Below are 21342 nucleotides of genomic sequence, written 5' to 3'. Positions count from 1 at the left end.
TCACACCAATGCGGGTGGTTCGGCTTTCACCGGCTTGCCGCCCGTCTACTGTTCCTCGGGTCGCGCCCCCGCTCCGCCGACGCCCCGCCCCCGTCCTCGCCGGAGGAACAGTCATGGCCCCCGACCGCGCCGTGAAGGCCCTGTACGCCGTCCTGCTCACCGCCGCACTGGCCGCCCCGGCGCCCGGGGTGACCGAGGCGGCCGGTGCCGCCAGGGGCGCGGCCGGGGCCACCGGGTCCGCCGGATCCGCCGGGTCTCTCGCCAAGGAGGCGAGACCCGCGGCGGCGCCGGCCCCCAGACCCCGGATACCCGGCGTACGGGGCCTGGAGATCGCCGTCCCCGCGTACGTATGGGCCGACGACCGCATGCTCGCGGAACTCACCGCCACCGGCCCGGCCGCCTCGGTCGTCGTCCTCAACCCCGGCAACGGCGACGCCCCGTTCGACGCCCCCTGGCAGGCCCGCGCCGACGCCCTGCGCGCCGGGACCACGGCCACCGGCGAGCGGCCCAAGGTGCTCGGCTACGTCCACACCGACAACGGCAACCGCGGCCTCGCCGCCGTCAAGGCCTCCGTCGACAACTACCTCAAGACCCCCGACGGCCGCCTCCACGTGGACGGCATCTTCTTCGACGTCGTCAGCCGCGACTGCGGCCCCGCCAACGCCACCCGCGACCACTACGCGCAGCTCCGCCGCTACGTCGAGGACACCATGAACGCCGCCGGTCCCGGCGTCCCCGACCTGGTCGTCAACAACCCCGGGACCGCCATCGCGGACTGCTACCTGGAGCCCGGCCACCGCACGGCCGACGTCTTCGTCACGTACGAGGACACGTACGAGGCGTACATGTCCGACGGCTGGCCCGGCGGCAACGTCTTCGACGGTGAAGAGGGCTACCGCCCGGGCACCGAACTCGACCCGGACGGCACCGCGTTCTGGCACCTCGTCCACGACGTCCCCGACGCCGCGGCGATGCGCGCCACCCTCCGCGCGGCCTTCGCCCGCGGCGCGGGCTACGCGTACGCCACCAGCACGGTCATGCCCAACCCCTGGAACGCGGGCCCCGCCTGGCCGTACCGCGCCCAGACCGCGTACGCGGCCGACCTCGGCTAGACGGCGACGCCGTGAAGGCCCCGGGGCCCGGGCCCGGGCCGTCCGCGCCGTTGATCTGCGGCCGAACGGGTCGTCGATACGGCCCGCCGCCGTTGCGGCCAGGTCATCGCGGACGCGCGGCATAGGGTGGCCGTCGCTCACCGGTGCCGGAAGAACGGGACGTCCATGGCGCAAGAACGATGGGACCGCCCGATGTTCGCCCCCGCGTCGGCCCCCGGCACCACCGTGACCCACGACGTCGGCCTGCTGGTGCTCCGGCTCGTCGTCGGCCTCTCCATGGTCGGCCACGGCATGCAGAAGCTCTTCGGATGGTTCGGCGGTCCCGGGCTCTCCGCGACCGGCAAGGGCTTCACGCTGGCCGGATACCCCGCCGGGGACGCCATGGCCGTCATCGCCGGTCTCTCCGAGACCCTGGGCGGCCTCGGCCTCGCCCTCGGCCTGCTCACCCCGCTCGCCGGCGCGGCCCTGATCGGCATCTTCATCAACGTCCTCGACGTGCGGGGGCTCAGCGCCTTCTTCCCCCCGAAGGGCGTCGAACTCGAAGTGCTGCTGCTCGCCGGGGCCCTCACCCTCACGCTCACCGGGCCGGGCCGCTTCTCCGTCGACCACTTCCTCCCCGTACTGCGCGAGTCGCGGCCCCGGTACTCCGTGCTCGCGGTGGTGCTGGGCGTCGTCGTGGGACTCATCGTCCTGCTCATCCGGGACTGACGACCGGGAGAGCACCGGTACGGCGGGTGCCTAACGGCCGTCGTGCGCGGGGCGGCGGGCGAAGCGCCACAGTACGTGGACCGCGCGGAGCAGGAAGACCGCCGCGGCCAGGACCGGGCCCGTCACCGTCAGGGCGCGGCGCGCGGCTTCCGGGAGCGAGAAGACCAGCGCCGGGCCGGCGACCGCCCCGAAGACCAGGGCGGCCACGAAGATCCCGCTGAACACGGCGTACGCGATCTCGACGGTGATCGCGTCACGGTCCGCCTGCGTACGTCGCCCCATGCGCGCAGTGTCACATCGCGCGTCGGCCTCTCACAAGGACGCTTCCGGTCAGGCGCGGCCCGTCACAAGGACGCCTCTGGTCAGGCGCGGCCCGTCACAAGGACGCCTCCGGTCAGACGCGGCCCGTCTCGATCCACAGCCGGGCCAGGTCCAGGTCGCCCGACACCCCCGGCCCGGCCAGCGGGAGCCGGTTCCACAGGGCCGCGTACAGCCAGGCCGCCGTATCGGTCACCTCGCAGTCCACCAGCTCGCCCGTGTCCCCCACCACCGTCCGCGGCGGCTCCGCGGACAGGTGTACGGTCCACACCGCCCCGGTGTCGGCCGCCCGGACCCGCAGCACCCGGGGCTCCGGGGTCCGCACCCGGCTGCGCGGGCGCGCGTGGAAACCGGTGAGCAGCTCGTCCACCCCGTCCTCCGCGAACTCGGGGTCCACCGGAGCGAACTCGACGCCCAGCGCCGCCTCGGCGTCCATCCGGTGGACGGCCGTCTCGTGCGCCTGGCGCCGCGCCCAGAAGGCCAGCGGCGAGGGCGCGGCCGTCGGCAGGAAAGTCCAGCACTGCACATCGGCCGGGGCCCCGGCCAGGGTGCGGACGAGGTCCGCGTGCCCCTCGCGGAACCACGCCAGCAGCTCCGGGCCGACCAGTTCGGGCGCGTCCGGGAACGGCACCGGGTCCACGACCGCCTCCGCGACGAACCCGGCCGCCCAGCGGTGCACCGCGCCCGTGTGCCGCAGCAGATCCGAGACCCGCCACTGCGGACACGTGGGCACCGGGGCCTCCGTACCCGCCCGTTCCGCGGTGTCGGCGAGCAGCTCGCCTTCCCGTACCAGCGTCTTCACGAAGTCATCCGTCTTCATGGTCATGGCCGGAGTCTCCCAGGCCACCGCCGACAATGGAGGCATGGACGGGGAACTCTTCCCGCGCGAGCGGACCCTGATCGCCCCCGGCGCGGTGCACGTGCCCGACTGGCTCGGACCGGAGCGGCAGCGGGAGCTGCTCGCCGCCTGCCGGGAGTGGGCGCGCCCGCCCGCCGGGCTGCGGACGGTGCGCACGCCCGGCGGCGGGACGATGACCGCCCGGCAGGTGTGCCTCGGGCTGCACTGGTACCCGTACGCCTACGCCCGCACGGCCGTCGACGGCGACGGGGCGCCGGTGAAGCCGATGCCGGGATGGCTCGCGCAACTGGGCCGGGACGCCGTGGCCGCCGCGTACGGCGACGCCGTCGACGGCACCACAGCCTCCTACGACATCGCGCTGATCAACTTCTACGACACGGACGCCCGGATGGGCATGCACCGCGACGCCGAGGAGAAGTCCGCGGCCCCGGTGGTCTCCCTCAGCCTCGGCGACGCCTGCGTCTTCCGGTTCGGCAACACCGCCTCGCGCGGACGCCCGTACCGGGACGTCGAGCTGCGCAGCGGGGACCTGTTCGTCTTCGGCGGTCCGAGCCGGCTGGCGTATCACGGGGTGCCGAGGGTGCTGCCCGGGACCGCCCCGGCCGGGCTGGGCCTGACCGGGCGGCTGAACATCACCCTCCGCGTCGGCGGGCTCGGGCAGCCGGCGCCGGGGACGGACTAGGGCGTGTCGTCAGCGTGGCGCCGGTCAGGCCCGCGGCGCCGGACGCCGCGGCCGGGCGCCGCTTTGACGACAGGGCCTGGCGGCGCGGCCGGGGCGCCGATCATGCGAGGATCGCTGTCATGAACGGCAACGGGGCCCCGCCGCGGGTGGGGGATGAGACCACGGGGTCCACGGCGTCCGCGAGGACCAAGCTGGAGCGGGGCCGGGGCGCGCTCGGACCGGCGCTGGAGCTCGTCCACACCGGCCGGGCCCCGACCCGGGCGGTCCTCACGGCCGAGCTCGGCGTCACCCGCGCCACCGCCGGAGCCGTCGCCGCCGAGCTGGAGGCGCTCGGTCTGATCCGCGTCGACTCCCGCCCGGGCGGCGCGGGCGGCACCCAGGGCCGCCCCTCGCACCGGCTCTCCGTCGACGAGAACGGCCCGGTCGCGCTGGCCGCGCAGGTACACCCGGACGGGTTCCGGGCCGCCCTGGTCGGCCTCGGCGGCCGGATCGTGGCGACCGCCCCCGGCAAGGTCACCGTCTCCGCCGACCCGGCCCAGGTGCTCGGCGCGGTGGTCGGGGCGGGAGCCACGCTGCTCGCGCGCAGCGGCCGCCGCTGCGTCGGCGCGGGCCTCGCCGTGCCGTCGGCCGTCGCCGAGCCGGAGGGGACGGCGCTCAACCCGCTGCACCTGGCCTGGCCGGCCGGTGCTCCCGTACGGGACATCTTCGCGGAGTGCGTCAAGGCCGCCGGGATCGACGGCCCCGCCCTGACCGGCAACGACGTCAACCTCGCCGCGCTCGCCGAGCACCGCCACGGCGCGGGGCGCAGCGCCCAGCACCTGCTCTGCGTGGCCACCGGCCACCGCGGCGTCGGCGGCGCGCTGGTGCTCGACGGCCGCCTGCACAGCGGGAGTTCCGGACTGGCCTTGGAGGTCGGCCACCTCACCGTGAACCCGGAGGGGCGGCCCTGCCACTGCGGCAGCCGGGGCTGCCTCGACGTCGAGGCCGACCCGCTGGCCTTCCTGACCGCGGCGGGCCGCATCCCGGGCCCCGAGGTGTCGCTCCTCCAGCAGGCCCGCGACCTGCTGCGCGAGGAGTACGCCGAGCCCGCCGTGCGGGCGGCCGCCGAGGAGCTCATCGACCGGCTCGGCCTCGGCCTCGCGGGTCTGGTGAACATCCTCAACCCGGACCGCATCATCCTGGGCGGCCTGCACCGGGAGCTGCTGGACGCGGACCCGGAGCGGCTGCGCGCGGTCGTCGCGGACCGGAGCCTGTGGGGGCGCAGCGGGGGAGTGCCGATCCTGCCGTGCACCCTGGACCACAACAGCCTGGTCGGCGCGGCGGAGCTGGCGTGGCAGCCGGTGCTCGACGACCCGCTGGGGGCCCTGGGAGCGGCGGCCTGAGCCGTTCGGGTGACTCCGGCGGGCCCGGCCGGCCCAGGGCTACCCGGGCCGGGCGCCGACCGACACCGCCACCGGCACGCCGACGGCGACGGCTCCCGGATCGACGGCGACGAACGCCGCCGGCGCGGGCTCTCGTACGGGCAGGGCGGTATCGATGCGGACCGTGCCGGTCGGCGCGGCGGGCGCGGGCGTGGCCCGCAGCGAGAACCACACGACCTTGCCCGGGCCGGCGTCCTGCGGCCGCGCCCCCCAGGCCTCGCTGACGGCCTCGACGAGCGCGAGGCCGCGTCCGCAGGTCTCCAGCGCGTCGAGGGCGTCCGGCGAGTCCAGGGCGTCCGCCCGCGCCTCGCGCAGGACCGGAAGCCGCGGATCGCTGTCGTACACCGAGACGGTGAGGCGGCCGAGGCGGAACTCGATCTCGACGGTGCACGCCTTGTCCGGCTGCGCGTGGCGGTGGACGTTGCTGAGCAGCTCCGTCACGCCGAGCGCAGCCCGGTCTATGAGCGGGTCGAGCTGCCAGTGGCGCAGTTGAGCAGAAACGATTCTTCGGACCTGACCGATCCGCGACGGCAGGGCTTGCAGTTCGACGACGCAGTACCTGCGGGAATGACTGATCACGGCTGCGACTCCCCGACATGAGTGTTACGGGTGCTGCACCCTCAGTAATGCTCCACCAGGGTCACCCACGGTGCCCCGCTGTGCAACCGAACGCGCGAGAACGCGCGAGAACACGCGAGACGAGCCGTTCGAGGGGGCCGCGGGGGCGCGTCGACGGCCTGCGCGGGCCTTCGCCGGTGCGCGCGCAGCGGCGGCCTAAAGCGATCCGCATAGATACCCAAAGTGACTGTTTGCGCAGGTGAGGGAGGTACATTGCGAGAGCAGGGGGCGAACGCACGCACGAAGGAGCACGGCGCATGAGCACCACCGGCAGCACCCGCAGCACCGGCGCGACGGTCACGACCGTCGACGTCGACCGCACTGACGCGGACTACCGCGCCTGGCTGAAGGAAGCCGTCCGCAAGGTCCAGGCGGACGCCAACCGCTCCGCCGACACCCACCTGCTGCGCTTCCCGCTCCCCGAGGCCTGGGGCATCGACCTCTACCTGAAGGACGAGTCCACCCACCCCACGGGCTCCCTCAAGCACCGCCTCGCCCGGTCCCTGTTCCTGTACGCCCTCTGCAACGGCTGGGTCCGCCCCGGCCGCCCGGTCATCGAGGCGTCCAGCGGCTCGACCGCCGTCTCAGAGGCGTACTTCGCCAAGCTGATCGGCGTGCCGTTCATCGCGGTCATGCCGAGGACGACCAGCCCGGAGAAGTGCCGCCTCATCGAATTCCACGGCGGCGCATGCCACTTCGTCGACGACCCCATGAAGATGTACGAGGAGTCGGCGGACCTCGCGGCCCGGACCGGCGGCCACTACATGGACCAGTTCACGTACGCGGAGCGCGCGACGGACTGGCGCGGCAACAACAACATCGCGGAATCGATGTACCAGCAGCTGCGCCTGGAGCGGTACCCCGAGCCCGCGTGGATCGTGGCGACCGCGGGCACCGGTGGCACCTCCGCGACCATCGCGCGCTACGTGCACTACATGCAGCACGACACCCGCATCTGCGTCCCGGACCCGGAGAACTCCTGTTTCTTCGACGGCTGGACCAACAACGACCCGCACGCGAGCAGCGATTGCGGCTCGCGCATCGAGGGCATCGGGCGGCCGCGGATGGAGCCGAGCTTCGTTCCGGGCGCCATAGACCGCATGATGAAGGTGCCGGACGCGGCGAGCGTGGCCGCGTGCCGGGCGCTGGAGCAGGCCATCGGGCGCAAGGCGGGCGGCTCGACCGGCACCGGCCTGTGGAGCGCCCTGAAGATCGTCTCGGAGATGGTCGCGGAGGGCCGCACGGGCAGCGTGGTCACCCTGCTGTGCGACCCGGGCGACCGCTACCTCGACAAGTACTACTCGGACGAGTGGCTGGCGGCGCAAGGCCTCGACATCGCCCCGTACGCGAAGACCCTCGACACGCTCCTGACGACGGGGGACTGGCGCGAGCCGGTCGCCTGACCGGCGCTCGGGCGGGGCCGGACGCGGCCGGACGCGGCGGGCCGAACGCGCCGCACCCCTGGTCCGGTTGGAACCGGCTGGCTACGCTGTGCGGACTTTTGAGACCGTCACCCGCGAGGAGAACTCGGCGCTGGCGACGGCGCTGGCCCCGGCCCCGCCCGAGCCGTCGGAGGTCGGCCGGTCCTGTCTGGGCACGGTGCTGATCCTGGCCTCGATCGGCATCGCCATCTGGGGCGCCGTCGCGGGGAAGTGGTTCGACCGGGAGTCGGCGCGGAGGTTGGTGGCGCAGGGCAACGGCGACGCCCGCCTCGTCGTCGACCCGCCCCACACCCACCTGGCGTGGATCGCGGGGGCCGCACTGGTGCTGGGCGTCCTGCTGGTCCTCGTGGACCGGCTGATCGACCGGCGCTACGCGCGACGCGCGGCGGCCGGGCGCGGTCCCGCCGACCGGGTGTGGTCCGCCGGTTGGTACTGCGGCCGGTGCGGCATGGTCCACGTCTCGGGCGAACCGGCCCTGAGCCTGCTGGAGTTCCGCTCCCGGGTGTGGGAGGCGGCCGGCTTCGGCGCCCAGGCCCGCAAGCGCCCGATCGCCTGAGCGGCCGGGGTCCTGCCGACGCGGTCTGCCCGGGAAGGGACCCCCCTGGGTCCCGTCGTCAAAGGGGCGCCGGTCAGGCCCGCGGCGTCCGGCGCCGCGCCTCGCCGCGCCGTCGGGCCGCGCGAGTACGTCCGGTACGAGCCGCGGCCCTCCGCCTCGCGCCGCACCGCATCGGACACCGCGACCCGGCAACCTTTCCGGTCATGACACGACCTAGCGGTCGCCCGCCGCGCGGCGGGTCGCCAAGCGGGTGTCCAGGGCGCGGACCGCCTGGCGGAAGGAGTGGCCGAGGCCCGGGCGGGCGGCGGCCAGGGCCAGCCGGAAGGGCTTCGGGCCGTCGGTCGCGAAGGTCCAGCGGACGCGGGTTCCGGTGCCCGAGGGAGTGAGCCGCCATTCCTCCAACAGGGCCCGCATGCCGGGGGCATTGGTCTCGTCGACCCGGTACGCGTAGCGCTGCCCCGGGTCCGCGGCCATGATCGTCTCGCGGAACCGGACCCCGCCGACCAGCTTGACCTCGCGGCCCGCGCCGCCGTGCGTCGGCCGGGCCACGGTCACCGCCCTGAACCAGCGCGGCCAGCCCTCGACTTCCTCCGCCAGCGCCCGGTACACCGTCTCCGGCGCGGCGGCGACCTCGGCCGTGAAGACGTGCCGGACCGGGGCGACCTCGATGAAGTCGAGCCCCACGGGGCGGAGTCGGCGAGCCATGGAAGTACCCCCTGAGGTGTGACACGGCCTGTGTGCGGGCACCATAGCCGAGCTCCCGTCAGAAGTCCGTACCGGCCGGGACCGCACGCAGGAGGCCGCCGTGCCGGACACCCCCGCACTGAACACCCCCGCACTGAACACCCCCGCGCTCAACGCCCCCGCACTGAACGCCCCCGCGCTCAACACCCCCGCTCTGAGCACCCCCGTACGTCCCGATCCGCTCGCACTGGAACTGCTCGTCCACGGCGTCGCCGGCGCCGGGCCCGACGAGCTGCTCGGCGATCCCCGCACCGTCCGCGTCACCGGAGACTCCACCGCCGCCGTCTTCCGCCGCACCGAGGACGCCGACGCCGAGGCCCACCCCGAGCGGTACGCGGGCCGGCCCGTGCCCGAGGCCTACTGCTGGTCCCGCCTGACCTCCGGCAACGGCACCCGCGCGCTGTGGTTGCTGCTCCTGCCGTTCATGGTGGTCAACCTCGCCCACTGGGCCCGCCCGGCCGCGCCAACCTCCGCGTCCGGCAACGGGGTCGCCTCCACGCCCGCCCCGGCGCCCGCCGCCGAGACCGGTGCCGGGGGATCACCGCGCGCCGTCCGGGCGTACGGGCTGCTCGTCCGGATCCTCGCGCTCAGCCTCACCGCCCTGCTCATCGCCGCCGCCTGCGAGGTCGCGCTCGACCTCCTCGCCTGGCAGTGCGCCGGCTCCTCGGCCTGCACCGGCTCCCGCTCCTGGCTCGGATTCCTCTCCGCCGACGGCGGCTGGTGGGGCCAGCCCGGGCGGCGCCTCGCGCTGGGCGCGCTGGTCCCGGCCGCGCTGACCGGGCTGCTCTGGTTCCTGTCCAACCGCACGTGGAGCGCCTACGAATCCCAGCCGCCGCCCTCTGGCACCGGCGACCCGGACGCCCTGGACGACACCGCGCCCGCCCTCGGCCGCCCCGGATTCTGGTACGGGCGCCGCCTCGTGGCCCGGCTGCGCGCGGCGCACACCGCCGCCGGGCTGCTCACCGTCGCGGCGGCCGTCGCCGCACCCGTGGCCCGCCACGACCGCCGGGCCGGCGTCCCCGCGCTGGAGGCCTTCGGGTGGGCCGTCGAGGCGCTGCTCGCCGCCGGGGCCGTCACGGTGGCCTGGGTCGTGTGCCGACGCGGCCGCACCGAGGCCCGCCCCGACCACCGTCTCGACCGGGCCGCCGTCACCCTGCTGCCCGGCGGGGCCCTCGCGCTGCTCGTCCTCGTCCTCGGGCACGCCTGCTGGTCGCGCCCCGGCTGGCACTCCGCCGGGCGGCTTCCCGGGGACTTCGCCTTCGGCGTGATCATGCTGGCTCAGGGGTGCGGCGTGCTCGCCCTGGCCTTCGTCGCCGGCCACCTCCACCGCAGGGCACCCGATCCGGCCGCCGCCCTGCGCGGCCTCGGCGGGCCCGCCGTCGCCATGCTCGGCTGCGCGCTCGGCGGGGTGATGTCCGGCGGGGTCGCGCAGCGCGTGGCCGACTGGCTCGACGGCGGAGCCACCCCCGGCATGGCCGGCGCCCCGCTGCCCGGGCCGCCCGTGCTGCTGTCCTGGCAGGCCGCCGTACTGCCCCCGCTGCTCCTCGTACTGGCGCTGCTCGCTGCCTGGTTCACCGTGCGCGGGGCCGGGCTCCCGACGCCGGCTCGCCCGGGCCGTGGCCGCCGAGTACCCGGGGGAGGTGCCCGACACCGCCCGCAGCCGCCGGATCGCCGGGGCCCGGGCCGCCGCCGCGCTGACCGACTCCGCGCCCTGGTTCGTGGGAGCCGTCTCCGGGATCACCCTGCTGCTCGGCGCCGGCGCCCTCGCGGGGGCCTGGCTCACCGGACGGGTCCCGGGCGAGGCGGCCCGGGGCGCGGACCCGCTGCTGGAGGGCGCCGCCCGCGCCGCGCAGGACGCCGGGGCGTGGCTCATCGGCCTCGGCATCGCCGTGTTCGTCACCTGGGGCCGCCGCGCCTACCGGGACGCCGCCGCCCGCCGCACCATCGGCATCCTGTGGGACGTCGGCACCTTCTGGCCGCGCGCCGCCCACCCGTTCGCCCCGCCCTGCTACGCCGAGCGGGCCGTCCCCGACCTGACCTGGCGGATGACCGGCTGGACCGGGCGCACCGGCGGCCGTCTGGTGATCTCCGGCCACTCGCAGGGCAGCGTGCTCGCGGCCGCCGCCGTCTGGCAGCTGCCGCCGCCGGTCCGCCGCAGGGTCGCGCTGCTGACGTACGGCTCGCCGCTCGGCCGGCTCTACGGGCGCTGGTTCCCGGCGTACTTCGGGCCGGGCCCGCTGGCCGCCCTGCACGGGGAGGTCGACTGCTGGCGCAACCTGTGGCGGGCCACCGACCCGATCGGCGGCCCGGTGCTGGCCGACGCCGGCGCGGACGTGGACCGGGGCCCGCTCGCCGACCCGATCGCGTACGGGCGCAGCGCCCGCCACCCGCTGCCCGCGCCGATCCTGGGGCACTCCGCCTACCAGGCGGACCCGGCCTTCGCCGCCGAGCGCGACCGGCTCCTCGCACGGCTGGCCGCCGCCGCGCGGGCCGACGTACCGCACCAGCGCGAGGACCCGCCCGGCGCTGCTCAGAGCCCGCCGGAGCCGCCCCCGGGCCTCAGCGGGCCCCCGCCGGCAGCACCGTGAGGTCCGGCGGCACCGGAAGGTCCGGGAGATCCGCCGGGAACAGCAGGGTGAGCTCGTCCGTGGTCGGCTCCGACAGCTGCGCCACCCGTCCCGCGTGCCGCTCGACCATCGACTCGAAGGTCTGGCGCGCGGTGCGGCCGTTGCCGAAGGCCGGGCCCTTGGGCAGCTCCGTGAAGTACGTCAGCAGCGCCTCGCAGGTGCCCTCGCCCAGCCGGTACTCGTGTTCCTCCGCCTGCTGCTCCACGATCCGCAGCAGTTCCCCGGGCCCGTAGTCGCCGAAGGTGATGGTCCGGGAGAACCGGGAGGCCACCCCCGGGTTGACGGTCAGGAACCGGTCCATCTCCGCCGTGTACCCGGCGACGATCACCACCACCGCGTCCCGGTGGTCCTCCATCAGCTTCACCAGGGTGTCGATCGCCTCGCGCCCGAAGTCCCGGCCCGAGTCCTCCGGCGCCAGCGCGTACGCCTCGTCGATGAACAGCACCCCGCCGCGCGCCCGGTCGAAGGCCTCCTGCGTGCGGATGGCGGTGGAGCCGATGTGCTCGCCGACCAGGTCCACCCGGGACACCTCGACCAGGTGGCCGTGCTCCAGCACGCCGAGGGAGGCGAGGATCTCCCCGTACAGCCGGGCCACCGTGGTCTTGCCGGTGCCGGGGGAGCCGGTGAAGACCAGGTGCCGGCGCACCGAGGCCGCCTTCAGGCCCGCCTGCTGCCGCCGCCGGCCGACCTCGATCATGTCGGTGAGCGCGCGGACCTCCCGCTTGACGCTGTCCAGCCCGACGAGCGCGTCCAGCTGCCCCAGTACCGCACCGGAGCCCCGGCCGGCCGCCGTTCCCGCAGCCGTTCCCGCCGCCGTTCCGGTCGTCGCGGCCGCCGTCGGGTCCGGCCGGCCCGCGGGGCGTGGTGCGGGCACCTCCGGCGCCGTCGGCCCGCTCCGCGCCGCGGCCGCGGTGACCGTACGGATGCCCGCTCGCTCCCCGGCGGACCCGCCGCCCGAAGCCGACTGGGCGGCGAGACGCGGCCCCGACTCGTCGCTTGTGCACTCCTCGGCGACGGGTCCGTCCTCGGCGAACTCGTAACCCCCGCGCGCGCAGCGCTCGGTGTGGCAGCGGCTCAGCGTGGTGCGGCAGCCGTCGATGACGTGGAAGCCGAAGCCGGAGCTGCCCGTCACCCGGCATGCCGTGAAGGTGCCCCGGCCGCCGGCCGAGACGTAGAACCCGGCCTCGGCGGGGGAGCTGACCACGCACCGTTCCAGGGACGGATCGGCGCCCTTGGTGACGATCACGCCCGTCTGCACGGAGTCGATGGTGCAGTTGGCGAGCGTGCCGCCGCTGCCGTGGTCGCGGAACCAGGCGCCCGTCGCCGCTTCCCGGATGCGGCAGTCGTCCAGCTGGGCGGTGGCTCCGTCGCTCACGGAGACGGCCGTGTTGCGCACCTGGGACAGGTCGCTGTCCACCACGTCCACCCGCGAGCCCCGGTCGAGGACGAACACCGCGTCCGGCACGTCGTGGACCCGGCAGGAGTCCAGCGAGGCGGTGGCCCCGTCACTGATCCACACCGCCGGATAGTCGCCCGTGCTGTCGTGGATCTCGCAGGACTCGGCATCCACCCGGGTACCCGGGTCCCACACCGACAGGCCGTTGCGGCCGAACCGGCGGACGGTGGTGCGGCTGAGCGTGAGAACCGAACGGGCGCGCAGGTCGACCGCGTTCTCCGGGATGTCGTGGATGTCGCACCCGGCGAGCGTGAGTACGGCGTCGGTGTCGAGGGTGACCCCGTCGGCGGAGGTGCGGTGCACCGAGCAGTCGGTGAGCCGGGCGGCGGCGCGGGCGGCGACCTGCACTCCGGTGCCCCGGATCTCGTACACCTCGCAGCCCAGCGCCTCCAGGCCGGAGCCCTCGCCGGTCACGCCGATGCCCGCGCCGGTCGCGTGGTGGATCCGGCAGCGCTCCAGGCGCGGATGGCCCCCGCCGCGCACCGAGACGCCGGTCTGTCCGGCGGCGACGACCTCGCACTCCTCGAACACCCCGCCGCCGCCGTCCAGTACGGCGATCCCGACCCCGGTCGGGTTCTCCACGGTGCAGCGCCGCACCAGCGGCCGGGCCCCGCCGCGGACCTCGATGCCGGCCGCCGAGCGGGTGCTCACCCGCAGGTCGGTGAGCTCGGGGGAGCCGTCCTCGACCAGCACGGCGGGCGCCGCCCGGTCCTGGCCCTCCACGTGCAGGTCCTGCACCACGGCCGAGGCGCGGACGGTCAGCGCGACCCCGTCGAGCGGGGCGATCCGCACCGACCCCACCGAACCCTCCGGCCCGCGCAGGGTGACGGCATGGTTCAGCACCAGGTTCTCCCGGTAGGTGCCGGGGGCGATCGACAGCACGTCCCCGTCGCCCGCGACGGCGAGCGCGGCCGCCAGTGTCGGATACTCACCGGAGCGGCGCCGCCACCGAGAAGCCCCGCCGTGCGTCACCTGGACCGTGCCCTGAGCCATGGTGCTGTCGTGCCCCCACCCTCGTACTCGCGCTGCCGAAGCGACGGAAGCCGCTCAAAAGCCACCGAAGCGGCCGAAGCGACTGAAGCGACTGAACTGGCTCTCCACCGTAGCGCGCGCGGGGCCGGGGAGTTGCCAGGTCAGCTGCCCGCGCCCGCCCGGCCCCAGTCCGGGCCGGCCGCCGCCCAGGCGCGGTCCAGCCGTATGTACCGCCGATGCATGAGCCTTCGTACGACCAGCCGCCGGACCGTCTCCACCAGAGCGGCCGCGGCGAGGGCGGCGGCCAGGCCTGCCGTACCCGCGTGGAACGAGGCGGAGGACGGGTCGAGCGGCTGCCCCACCACCCGGCCCCGGGTGTCCGTCCATATCCGGAACTGGTCGCCGGCGCGGGGCGGTTCCTCCGCGGCCGGCACCGTGCCCTCGTGGCTGCTGCCGTCGGGCGCCGTCCACGCGGCCACGATCCGCGTCCGCTGCGGGGTCTGCCGCTGCGCCGACGGATCGGCGGACGCCCCGGGCAGCGGCGCCGGGCCAGGCCGGACCACCACGGCCGGGACGAGGTACCGCTCGTGCCGCTGTTCGCGCGCGGCCCGCTGAAGGGTTCCGTCCACCTGCGCTCCCGCCACCCAGCCGATGGCCGGAGCCACCACCAGGAAGCACAGCAGCGCGGCGAACGCCACCCACGCCTCGAAGAGATCGGTCGGCCGGCGCAGCGGATTGCGCCGCCAACGCCACACACCCAGTGCTGTCCACACGGTCCGGCTCCCCCTACTTGTGCCAGCCTCCGCCTGCCTGCGCGTCCCAGCCTCCCGCACGCCCGGCGGACGCGCATTCCGGGACGCGCGGGACATGTGTCACCCGATCCGGTGCACGTTCCCCCGCACCGTCTCGTCGTGAGATTCACGTGACTTCCACGCGAGATTCCACCTGAGTGTCCACACGTTCCGAAAGCTCCAACGGCGTGGTCGGGCACGTTGGTTCCAGAAGGCGTGCGGAGCCCCTCGAAGGTGTTATTCCAGCACGCGTACCTCGTCGCCCACGCGTACCGTGCCCAGCCGGACCGGCACCAGCTGCCGTCCGAACGCGAGGGACTTCCCGATCCGCCGGTGCCGCGCCAGGGTCTTCAGCGGCTCCTTGCCGCGCTCCGCCGTCCTCTGGTCGGTGGTGGTGACGATGCACCGCCCGCACTCGCGCACCCCGCGGAAGACGGCGTCGCCGATCGCGATCCGCCGCCAGCCGTCCTCGGCCCACGCCTCGGCCCCCGCCACCACCACGTTCGAGCGGAACCGATCGATCGGGAGCGGGCCCTCCTCGGGATGGTCCCCCTGCGCGATCAGCTGGTTCAGCGCGTCCAGCGAGGCGAGGGTGGTGAGGAGCAGCGGGTAGGCGTCGGCCAGGCTCACGGTCTCGCCGGGCAGGGCGTAGTCCGGGTCGACGGGCCGGCGCACGGCGGGGTCGTCCATGTGCACCAGCCGGGCCGGGAGCCCGAGGTACGCGGAGAACCAGTCGGCCGCGGCGCTCGCCGCGACGACGGTCTCGACCTTCTTGCCGAACAGCACGACGGGCTCCAGGGGCCCGGGCTCCGGCACCTCCACGACCAGCTCCGCCATGCCCGGACCGGACAGCGCGACCCGGCCGCCCTCCAGCGGACGGGCCGAGGCCAAGGCCAGCCGCGCCTGCTGGCGTTGGGTGATCACCGCACCCTCGCTGTCGACCACCGCCCAGCGGCGGTCCCCGGACAGCCCCCAGGGCTCCACGGCCACCTCGTCGGGAGCAGTCCCCGCTACCGACTTGACGGGATGGACATGGAGGGCCTGGACATACAAATTCGCCATGGAGGCATCTTGCCAGGCGACCCCGGCGCGGACCGAGGGAGTATCGGCCCGCCCGTCGCAGCGCCCGTCAGCCTCCTGTCAGACCGCCCGGCGGCCCGCCGTCAGTAGCCGCGTCCCTGGTAGGGGCGGCCGTACGGGTCCTCGTACCCGCCCTGTGCCGGAGTCGGCATCGGGCGCGGGGCGGCCGGGCGCATCGCCTCGTACCCGGTGGCGGCGGCTACCGGCCGGGGCTGCTGCGGCTGCGGGACGTAGCCCGCGCGGACCGGCTGCTGCTGCGGGATGTACGGGGCCGGCGCGTTCTGCAGCGGCATCGGCTGCGGCGCCGCCTGCTGCTGGTACTGGGGGTACCCGTACGCCGGGGCCTGCTGCTGCGGCATCGCCGGGGGCAGCGCGGCCGGCAGCGCCGGCAGGGCGGAGGCGAGGGCCGGCAGGTAACCACCGCTCGAGTAACCGGCGCTCGGGGAGTCGTAGGCGGCCGGAACGCGGATCGGGGCGATCTGCGGGGTGCCGCGTTCGGCGACGAGGGAGTCGTAGATGGGGGTGTCCGGGAAGGAGGGCGCGGAGTAGTAACCGCCGCCATAAGTGGAGCGGGGGGAGGTCATGGGACCTAAGTTAAGCCCACGACTTCACGGGGTCCATAGCGAGGGCTCGTCAACACCGCCCTGACCTGCATATTCCCAGGTCAGGGCCTCAGCTTTCACTTCACGTTCACGTGCACGTTTCGTCACGTGCGTCCCATCTTGATACCTCTCGTGCTCACTGGTTGTGTGTTGCACCGACGTGCTGTTGACGGAGCGTCACAACGCGGTGACCTCGGATGACGCCCCTTCAGGGGCTGCCGCACGGTTTCAGGCGTCGCTGGGGCGGGCATAGGTACGGCCCTTCCAGGCGGCCCCGCGACCGCGGTAGTGAAGGAAAGCGGAGTCGACGGTCATCAGCAGGTAGAGCAGCGCGGTGAACGGCAGCAGCGGGGCGAGGGCGGCGGGCTGCCGGTAGTAGCGCAGCATCGGCAGGTAGGTGCCGGCCATCAGCAGCCAGGCCAGGCCCCCGGCCCAGGCGGCCGCCGGCGGGCCGGCCGCGAGGCCGGCGAGGAGGGCGGCCGGGGGGACGAGGTAGACGAGGACCAGGCCGGCCACCGTCCCGGCCAGCAGTAGCGGCTGGTGGCGCAGTTGCGCGTAGGCGCTGCGCGAGACCATCCGCCACAGGTCCTTCAGGGCGGGGTACGGGCGCACGCTGTCCACCCGCTCCGCGAGCCCCAGCCAGATCCGGCCGCCGCTGCGGCGGACCGCGCGGGCGAGGGAGACGTCGTCGATGACGGCCTGCCGGATGGAGTCGGGGACGCCGGCGCGGACGGCGGCCTCGGTGCGCAGCAGGACGCAGCCGCCGGCGGCCGCGGCGGTGCGGCCGGTGGGGCGGTTGATCCGGCGGAAGGGGTAGAGCTGGGCGAAGAAGTAGACGAAGGCGGGGACGACGAGCCGCTCCCAGAAGCTCGCGACGCGCAGCCGGGCCATCTGGGAGACGAGGTCGAGGTGGGCGGTGGTCGCGGCGGCGACGAGCTCGCGGAGGCTGTCGGGCTCGTGGGCGATGTCGGCGTCGGTGAGGAGGAGGAACTCGGGCCCGTCCGGACCCTGCGGGGTGCGGCGGGCGTGGGCGATGCCGTGTCGGAGCGCCCAGAGCTTGCCGGTCCAGCCGGGTTCGGGGTCGCCGGGGGAGACGACGGTGAGGGGGAGTCCGGGGTGTGCGGCGGCGAGGCGGAGGGCGAGGGCGGCGGTGCCGTCCGTACTGCCGTCGTCGACCAGGATCACCTCGGCGTCGCCGGGATAGTCCTGGGCGAGCAGGGAAGGCAGGCTGCGTGGCAGCACCTCGGCCTCGTCCCTGGCCGGGACGACGATGGCGACGGAGGGCCAGTGGGCGGGGGCGGTGCGCGGGGGGAGGCGGACGTCGGTGCGCCAGAACATGCCCTGGGCGAGGGTGAGCCAGAGCCAGGCGGCGAGGGAGACGTAGGCGGCGGTGGTGAGGAGGCCCATTGCGGCAGTGTGCCGAAGCGGGGGGCGCGTGTCTCGCTCCTCGGGGGTGTCCCGCCGACGGATCCCCGCCCGTGCGGCGCCGCTGCCGGGGCGCGGCCCCGGACCCCGCGCCTCAAACGCCGACGGGGCTGGGATTCCGGCGGGGCCGGGACGGGCCGGCGGGGTCGGCGGGGCCGGGTGGTGGGGTGTCGGGTGCGGCGCCGCTGCCGGGGCGCGGCCCCGGACCCCGCGCCTCAAACGCCGACGGGGCTGGGATTGCCGCGGGGCCGGGACGGGCCGGCGGGGACGAGGGCGCCGGGGGTGGGGAAAGCTGGGGTTTCGGGTCCGGTCGATTAAGGTGACCAGGTGAAGATCGCCCTCATGGACTCCGGGATCGGCCTCCTCGCGGCGGCTGCCGCGATGCGGCGGCTGCGGCCGGATGCCGATCTGGTTCTCTCCTCCGACCCCGACGGAATGCCGTGGGGGCCGCGTACCCCCGCCGACCTCACCGAGCGGGCCGTCGCCGTCGCACGGGCCGCCGCCGCGCACCGCCCCGACGCGCTGATCGTGGCCTGCAACACCGCCTCCGTGCACAGCCTGCCGAACCTGCGGGCCGAGCTGGAGCCGGGGATCCCCGTCATCGGGACCGTGCCGGCGATCAAGCCCGCCGCGGCCTCCGGCGGCCGGGTGGCGATCTGGGCCACCCCCGCCACCACCGGCAGCCCCTACCAGCGCGGGCTGATCCGGGACTTCGCCGCCGGGGTCCAGGTGACCGAGGTGCCGTGCCCCGGTCTCGCGGACGCCGTCGAGTACGGGAACGAGGAGGCGGTCGTACGGGCCGTCGCCGCGGCCGCCGCGCTGACCCCGCCGGACGTCACCGACGTGGTGCTCGGCTGCACGCACTACGAGCTGGTCGAGGAGCCCATCCGGGCCGCCCTGGCCCAGCGGACCGGCGGCACCGAGCTCGTCTTCCACGGCTCCGCCGAACCGGTCGCCGTCCAGGCGTTGCGCCGCTTCGGCGCACTGCCGGAGCCCGGTCTGCCCCGTACCGGCGCACTGACCGTGCTGCTCAGCGGCCGCCCGTCGCAGCTCCCGGCCGCCGCGCTCGGATACGCCGAGGGCCGGCTGCTCGTCGGGGAGAACGCGCCCGTCGGGTGATCCGCGCGCGCACGCGCATGCACGCGCTCGCGCTGACGAGACGAAACGTCTTGCGATGGCTCCTGGTCTTCGTTTAAGGTCGTCACGAGACGAGACGGTTCGTCTCTTCACGTTGCCGTCGAGGAGAGGGATTGCCCTTGCGTGCTCCACTTGCCGCCACCCAGATCGTCCTGTCCGACGTCACCAAGCGCTACGGCACCCACGTCGTCCTGGACCGCGTCAGCCGTACGGTCCGGCCCGGCGAGCGGGTCGGTGTCGTCGGGGACAACGGATCGGGGAAGTCCACCCTGCTCCGGCTCCTCGCGGGCGCCGAACGGCCCGACCACGGGCGGGTCGCCGTCACCGCGCCCGGCGGGGTCGGGCACCTCGCGCAGGCGCTCGACCTCCCCCCGACCGCCCGCGTCGGCGACGTGATCGACCTCGCCCTCGCCGACCTGCGGGCCCTGGAACGCCGCATCCGCACCGCCGAGGCGCAACTGCGGCAGGCCGGCCCCGACGGGCTCGCCGCCTACGGAGACCTCCTCGCGGCCTACGAGGCGCGCGGCGGCCGCGACGCCGAGCGCCGGGTCGCGACCGTCCTGCGCCGCCTCGGTGAACGCACCGCGCTCGACCCGGACCGCCGGCTCGCCGCGCTCTCCGGTGGCCGGCGCTCCCGCCTCGCCCTCGCCGCCACCCTCGCCGCCGAACCGGAGCTGCTCCTGCTCGACGAACCCACCAACGACCTCGACGACGAGGCCGTCGGCTGGCTGGAGGACCGGCTGCGCGCCCACCGCGGCACCCTCGTCGCCGTCACCCACGACCGGCTCTTCCTCGACCGCGTCACCACCACGATCCTGGAGGTGGACCACGACCACCGCACCGTTCGCCGTTACGGCAACGGCTACGCCGGCTTCCTGACCGCCCGCGCCGCCGACCGCGCCCGCCGGGAGCGGGAGCACGAGGAATGGCGCGAGGAGTTCCGCCGCGCCGAGCGGCTCGCCGAGACCAGCATCGGGCGCTTCGGCGAGATCCCCCGCAAGCTGCCGCGCGGCTTCAGCGGGGCCGGCGCGTTCCGGGCCCGGTCCCGCACCCATGGCGCTGCGAGCCGGATCCGGGCGGCCCGCGAGCGACTGCACCGCCTGACGGAGAACCCGGTACCGCCGCCGCCCCGGCCGCTCAGCTTCACCGGCCGGTTCACGGCCGGCTCCGCCGGGGTCGTCGAGGCGACGGGACTCGCGCTGCCCGGGCGGCTGGCGCCCACCGGGTTCCGGCTCGCGGCGGGCGAACGGCTGCTGGTCACCGGCCCCAACGGCGCCGGGAAGTCGACCCTGTTGCACCTGCTTGCCGGTGAACTCGCCCCGGGGGAAGGCGCGGTGCGCGTACCGCAGCGCGTCGGGCTGCTACGGCAGGACGACCCCTGGGTGAGCGAACCCCGTTCCACCGTCGAGGTGTTCGGCCCGGAGTACGCCGACCGGGTCACCGCCCTCGGCCTGCTGCGCCCGGCGGACCTGACCCGACCCGTCCGCGCCCTCTCGGCCGGTCAGCGGCGCAAGCTGGAGCTGGCCCGGCTGGTCACGCGGCCGCTGGACCTGCTGATGCTGGACGAGCCGACGAACCACCTGGCCCCCGCCGTGGTGGAGGAACTGGAGGCGGCCCTGGCCGGGTTCACCGCGACCTTGATCCTCGTCACCCACGACCGCCGGCTGCGCGCGGCCTTCCGCGGCCGCCGCCTGGAGCTGGCCCCGGCGGCGGGCGACCTCGCGACCGGTCAGCCGCGCGCCGGTCAGCCCGCGGCCGCGAGCCGCTGAGCCAGTTCCCGCAGCGCCGCCGCGTCCAGGACCCGGTCCCCGAACCCCGGCAGCGGTACGTGCAGCGGGGCCGTCCACTCCACCGGGATCTCGGCCTGTCCGTACCGGGCGCCGGCCAGGGTTCCGGTCACCGCCGCCACCGTGTCGGTGTCGCCGCCCAGGTCAACGGCGGCCCGTACGGCCTGCGCGAACCCGGAGGTGGTCCGCAGCGCCCACACCGCCGAGCCGAGGCACGGCCACACCGCCCCGTTGAACTCGGTGGCCAGGCCCGGATGCCAGTCGGGGGCGAGCACCCGGCCGTACCGTTCGCGGTGGTCGGGGTGGACCGCGTCGAGCGCCTCGGGGAGGGCGGCCAGCGGATCGGAGCCGTCCAGGCAGACCCGTACCAGCTCGTGCAGGATCGCGGTGCCTTCCCAGGCGGCCCGGTCGCCGTGCGTCAGCGCCGAGATCCGCCGGGCGGCGTCCATCGACTCATCCCGCCCGGCGGCGGCGAAGTACACCGCCGAGGTGGAGGCCCGCATCAGCGAACCGTTGCCCGCAGCACGGGAGTTGACCTGGAAGTGCACCGCGGCGGCCAGGTCCCAGGGCTGCCCGTTGGTGAGCACGTCCTCCGTCTGGAGCCCGATGTCCTTGGGGTGTCCGGCCGCCCAGCGCTGGAACCGCCCGAAGGCATCCGGGAGTTCGAGTCCGCCGTGCTCCAGCAGCGACTCGCCGACCAGGACCGCCATCTGCGTGTCGTCGGTGGCCTCACCCGGATCCCAGCCGCCGCCCGCGCACATCTCCGCGCCGCGCGCGGTCAACTCCCCGGCCGGGCCGAACTCGTAGGGAGCGCCCAGCGCGTCGCCGACGGCCGAGCCCAGTACGGCGCCCACGGCGCGGTCGAGTCGGGTGATCACGGTTGCTCCTCGGATGGTTCGGGGTATGCGCGGGCCAGCACCGCGCGTGCGAAGCCTTCCAGGTCGTCGAGGCCGGCCGCGGCGAGGGTCTGCGGGGCCCCGGTCAGCAGGTGCGGGATCGCGCCGT

At 75.2% G+C, this 21342-nt stretch carries 18 protein-coding genes and 1 pseudogene; 9 read left to right on the top strand and 10 right to left on the bottom strand.

Going from position 1 to position 21342, the window contains the following annotated elements; translation table 11 throughout:
- The first annotated feature begins 113 nt into the window (after nt 1–113).
- A complete protein-coding gene (locus OG982_RS02150; protein ID WP_266947788.1) occupies nt 114–1112 on the top strand; it encodes a spherulation-specific family 4 protein in 999 nt (332 codons plus the stop codon).
- 165 nt (nt 1113–1277) lie between these two features.
- Complete coding sequence (locus OG982_RS02145; RefSeq protein WP_266947787.1) at nt 1278–1820, top strand: DoxX family membrane protein; 543 nt, start codon at nt 1278–1280, stop codon at nt 1818–1820.
- A gap of 30 nt (nt 1821–1850) precedes the next feature.
- Here OG982_RS02145 and OG982_RS02140 read toward each other — a convergent pair whose 3' ends face one another.
- Together OG982_RS02140 and OG982_RS02135 are read right to left on the bottom strand one after the other, a co-directional pair.
- Nucleotides 1851–2102, bottom strand: a complete 252-nt coding sequence (locus OG982_RS02140; RefSeq protein ID WP_266790256.1) for a DUF6332 family protein — start codon at nt 2100–2102, stop codon at nt 1851–1853.
- Nucleotides 2103–2214: 112 nt separating this feature from the next.
- Nucleotides 2215–2958: a maleylpyruvate isomerase family mycothiol-dependent enzyme gene (locus OG982_RS02135; protein ID WP_266949847.1), complete on the bottom strand. Its 744-nt coding sequence runs from the start codon at nt 2956–2958 to the stop codon at nt 2215–2217.
- Between the two features lie 43 nt (nt 2959–3001).
- Here OG982_RS02135 and OG982_RS02130 point away from each other — a divergent pair, with 43 nt between their 5' ends.
- A complete protein-coding gene (locus OG982_RS02130) occupies nt 3002–3679 on the top strand; it encodes an alpha-ketoglutarate-dependent dioxygenase AlkB (protein WP_266947785.1) in 678 nt (225 codons plus the stop codon).
- Nucleotides 3680–3798: 119 nt separating this feature from the next.
- Nucleotides 3799–5061, top strand: coding sequence for an ROK family protein (locus OG982_RS02125; RefSeq protein WP_266790260.1), 1263 nt, complete (start codon nt 3799–3801; stop codon nt 5059–5061).
- A gap of 39 nt (nt 5062–5100) precedes the next feature.
- On the opposite strand, the gene OG982_RS02120 is transcribed toward OG982_RS02125, so the two are convergent.
- Nucleotides 5101–5679 (bottom strand): ATP-binding protein, encoded by a 579-nt coding sequence (locus OG982_RS02120; RefSeq protein ID WP_266790262.1) that lies wholly within the window; start codon nt 5677–5679, stop codon nt 5101–5103.
- 296 nt (nt 5680–5975) lie between these two features.
- Here OG982_RS02120 and OG982_RS02115 point away from each other — a divergent pair, with 296 nt between their 5' ends.
- Both OG982_RS02115 and OG982_RS02110 read left to right on the top strand, forming a co-directional pair.
- Complete coding sequence (locus tag OG982_RS02115; RefSeq protein WP_266790263.1) at nt 5976–7121, top strand: PLP-dependent cysteine synthase family protein; 1146 nt, start codon at nt 5976–5978, stop codon at nt 7119–7121.
- An 88-nt stretch (nt 7122–7209) separates the two neighbouring features.
- On the top strand, nt 7210–7716 hold the full coding sequence (locus OG982_RS02110) for a hypothetical protein (protein ID WP_266790264.1): 507 nt from the start codon (nt 7210–7212) through the stop codon (nt 7714–7716).
- A 213-nt stretch (nt 7717–7929) separates the two neighbouring features.
- Here OG982_RS02110 and OG982_RS02105 read toward each other — a convergent pair whose 3' ends face one another.
- Nucleotides 7930–8421, bottom strand: coding sequence for an SRPBCC family protein (locus OG982_RS02105; RefSeq protein ID WP_266790266.1), 492 nt, complete (start codon nt 8419–8421; stop codon nt 7930–7932).
- 193 nt (nt 8422–8614) lie between these two features.
- On the opposite strand from OG982_RS02105, the pseudogene OG982_RS02100 reads away from it, so the two are divergent.
- Nucleotides 8615–11048, top strand: a pseudogene (locus tag OG982_RS02100) (hypothetical protein).
- Here OG982_RS02100 and OG982_RS02095 read toward each other — a convergent pair.
- The 5 genes from OG982_RS02095 to OG982_RS02075 all read right to left on the bottom strand — a co-directional run bounded on the left by OG982_RS02095 (nt 11020) and on the right by OG982_RS02075 (nt 17395).
- Entirely contained in the window at nt 11020–13536 is a 2517-nt protein-coding gene (locus OG982_RS02095) for a right-handed parallel beta-helix repeat-containing protein (RefSeq protein WP_266790268.1), read from the bottom strand. The pseudogene OG982_RS02100 and the gene OG982_RS02095 overlap by 29 nt on opposite strands.
- Before the next feature lie 140 nt (nt 13537–13676).
- Nucleotides 13677–14288 carry a hypothetical protein gene (locus OG982_RS02090; RefSeq protein ID WP_266790269.1) on the bottom strand — a complete coding sequence of 204 codons (612 nt, stop codon included), beginning with the start codon at nt 14286–14288 and terminating at the stop codon, nt 13677–13679.
- Between the two features lie 255 nt (nt 14289–14543).
- Nucleotides 14544–15368, bottom strand: coding sequence for an MOSC domain-containing protein (locus OG982_RS02085; RefSeq protein ID WP_266790271.1), 825 nt, complete (start codon nt 15366–15368; stop codon nt 14544–14546).
- A gap of 101 nt (nt 15369–15469) precedes the next feature.
- Entirely contained in the window at nt 15470–15970 is a 501-nt protein-coding gene (locus OG982_RS02080; RefSeq protein ID WP_266790273.1) for a DUF6643 family protein, read from the bottom strand.
- 246 nt (nt 15971–16216) lie between these two features.
- A complete protein-coding gene (locus OG982_RS02075) occupies nt 16217–17395 on the bottom strand; it encodes a glycosyltransferase (RefSeq protein WP_266790275.1) in 1179 nt (392 codons plus the stop codon).
- 345 nt (nt 17396–17740) lie between these two features.
- Between OG982_RS02075 and OG982_RS02070 the strand changes: the two genes are divergently transcribed.
- Nucleotides 17741–18532: a glutamate racemase gene (locus tag OG982_RS02070; RefSeq protein ID WP_266790277.1), complete on the top strand. Its 792-nt coding sequence runs from the start codon at nt 17741–17743 to the stop codon at nt 18530–18532.
- A gap of 137 nt (nt 18533–18669) precedes the next feature.
- Complete coding sequence (locus OG982_RS02065) at nt 18670–20319, top strand: ATP-binding cassette domain-containing protein (protein ID WP_323139218.1); 1650 nt, start codon at nt 18670–18672, stop codon at nt 20317–20319.
- On the opposite strand, the gene OG982_RS02060 is transcribed toward OG982_RS02065, so the two are convergent.
- Nucleotides 20295–21212, bottom strand: a complete 918-nt coding sequence (locus tag OG982_RS02060; RefSeq protein ID WP_266792278.1) for an ADP-ribosylglycohydrolase family protein — start codon at nt 21210–21212, stop codon at nt 20295–20297. The two genes, OG982_RS02065 and OG982_RS02060, sit on opposite strands and share 25 nt — an antisense overlap.
- Nucleotides 21213–21342 lie beyond the last annotated feature (130 nt).

This window comes from Streptomyces sp. NBC_01551, from assembly GCF_026339935.1.
Taxonomy (GTDB): Bacteria; Actinomycetota; Actinomycetes; order Streptomycetales; family Streptomycetaceae; genus Streptomyces.
The sequence above is the reverse complement of the archived record's forward strand: the minus strand, read 5'-3'. Positions and strand labels throughout refer to the sequence as shown.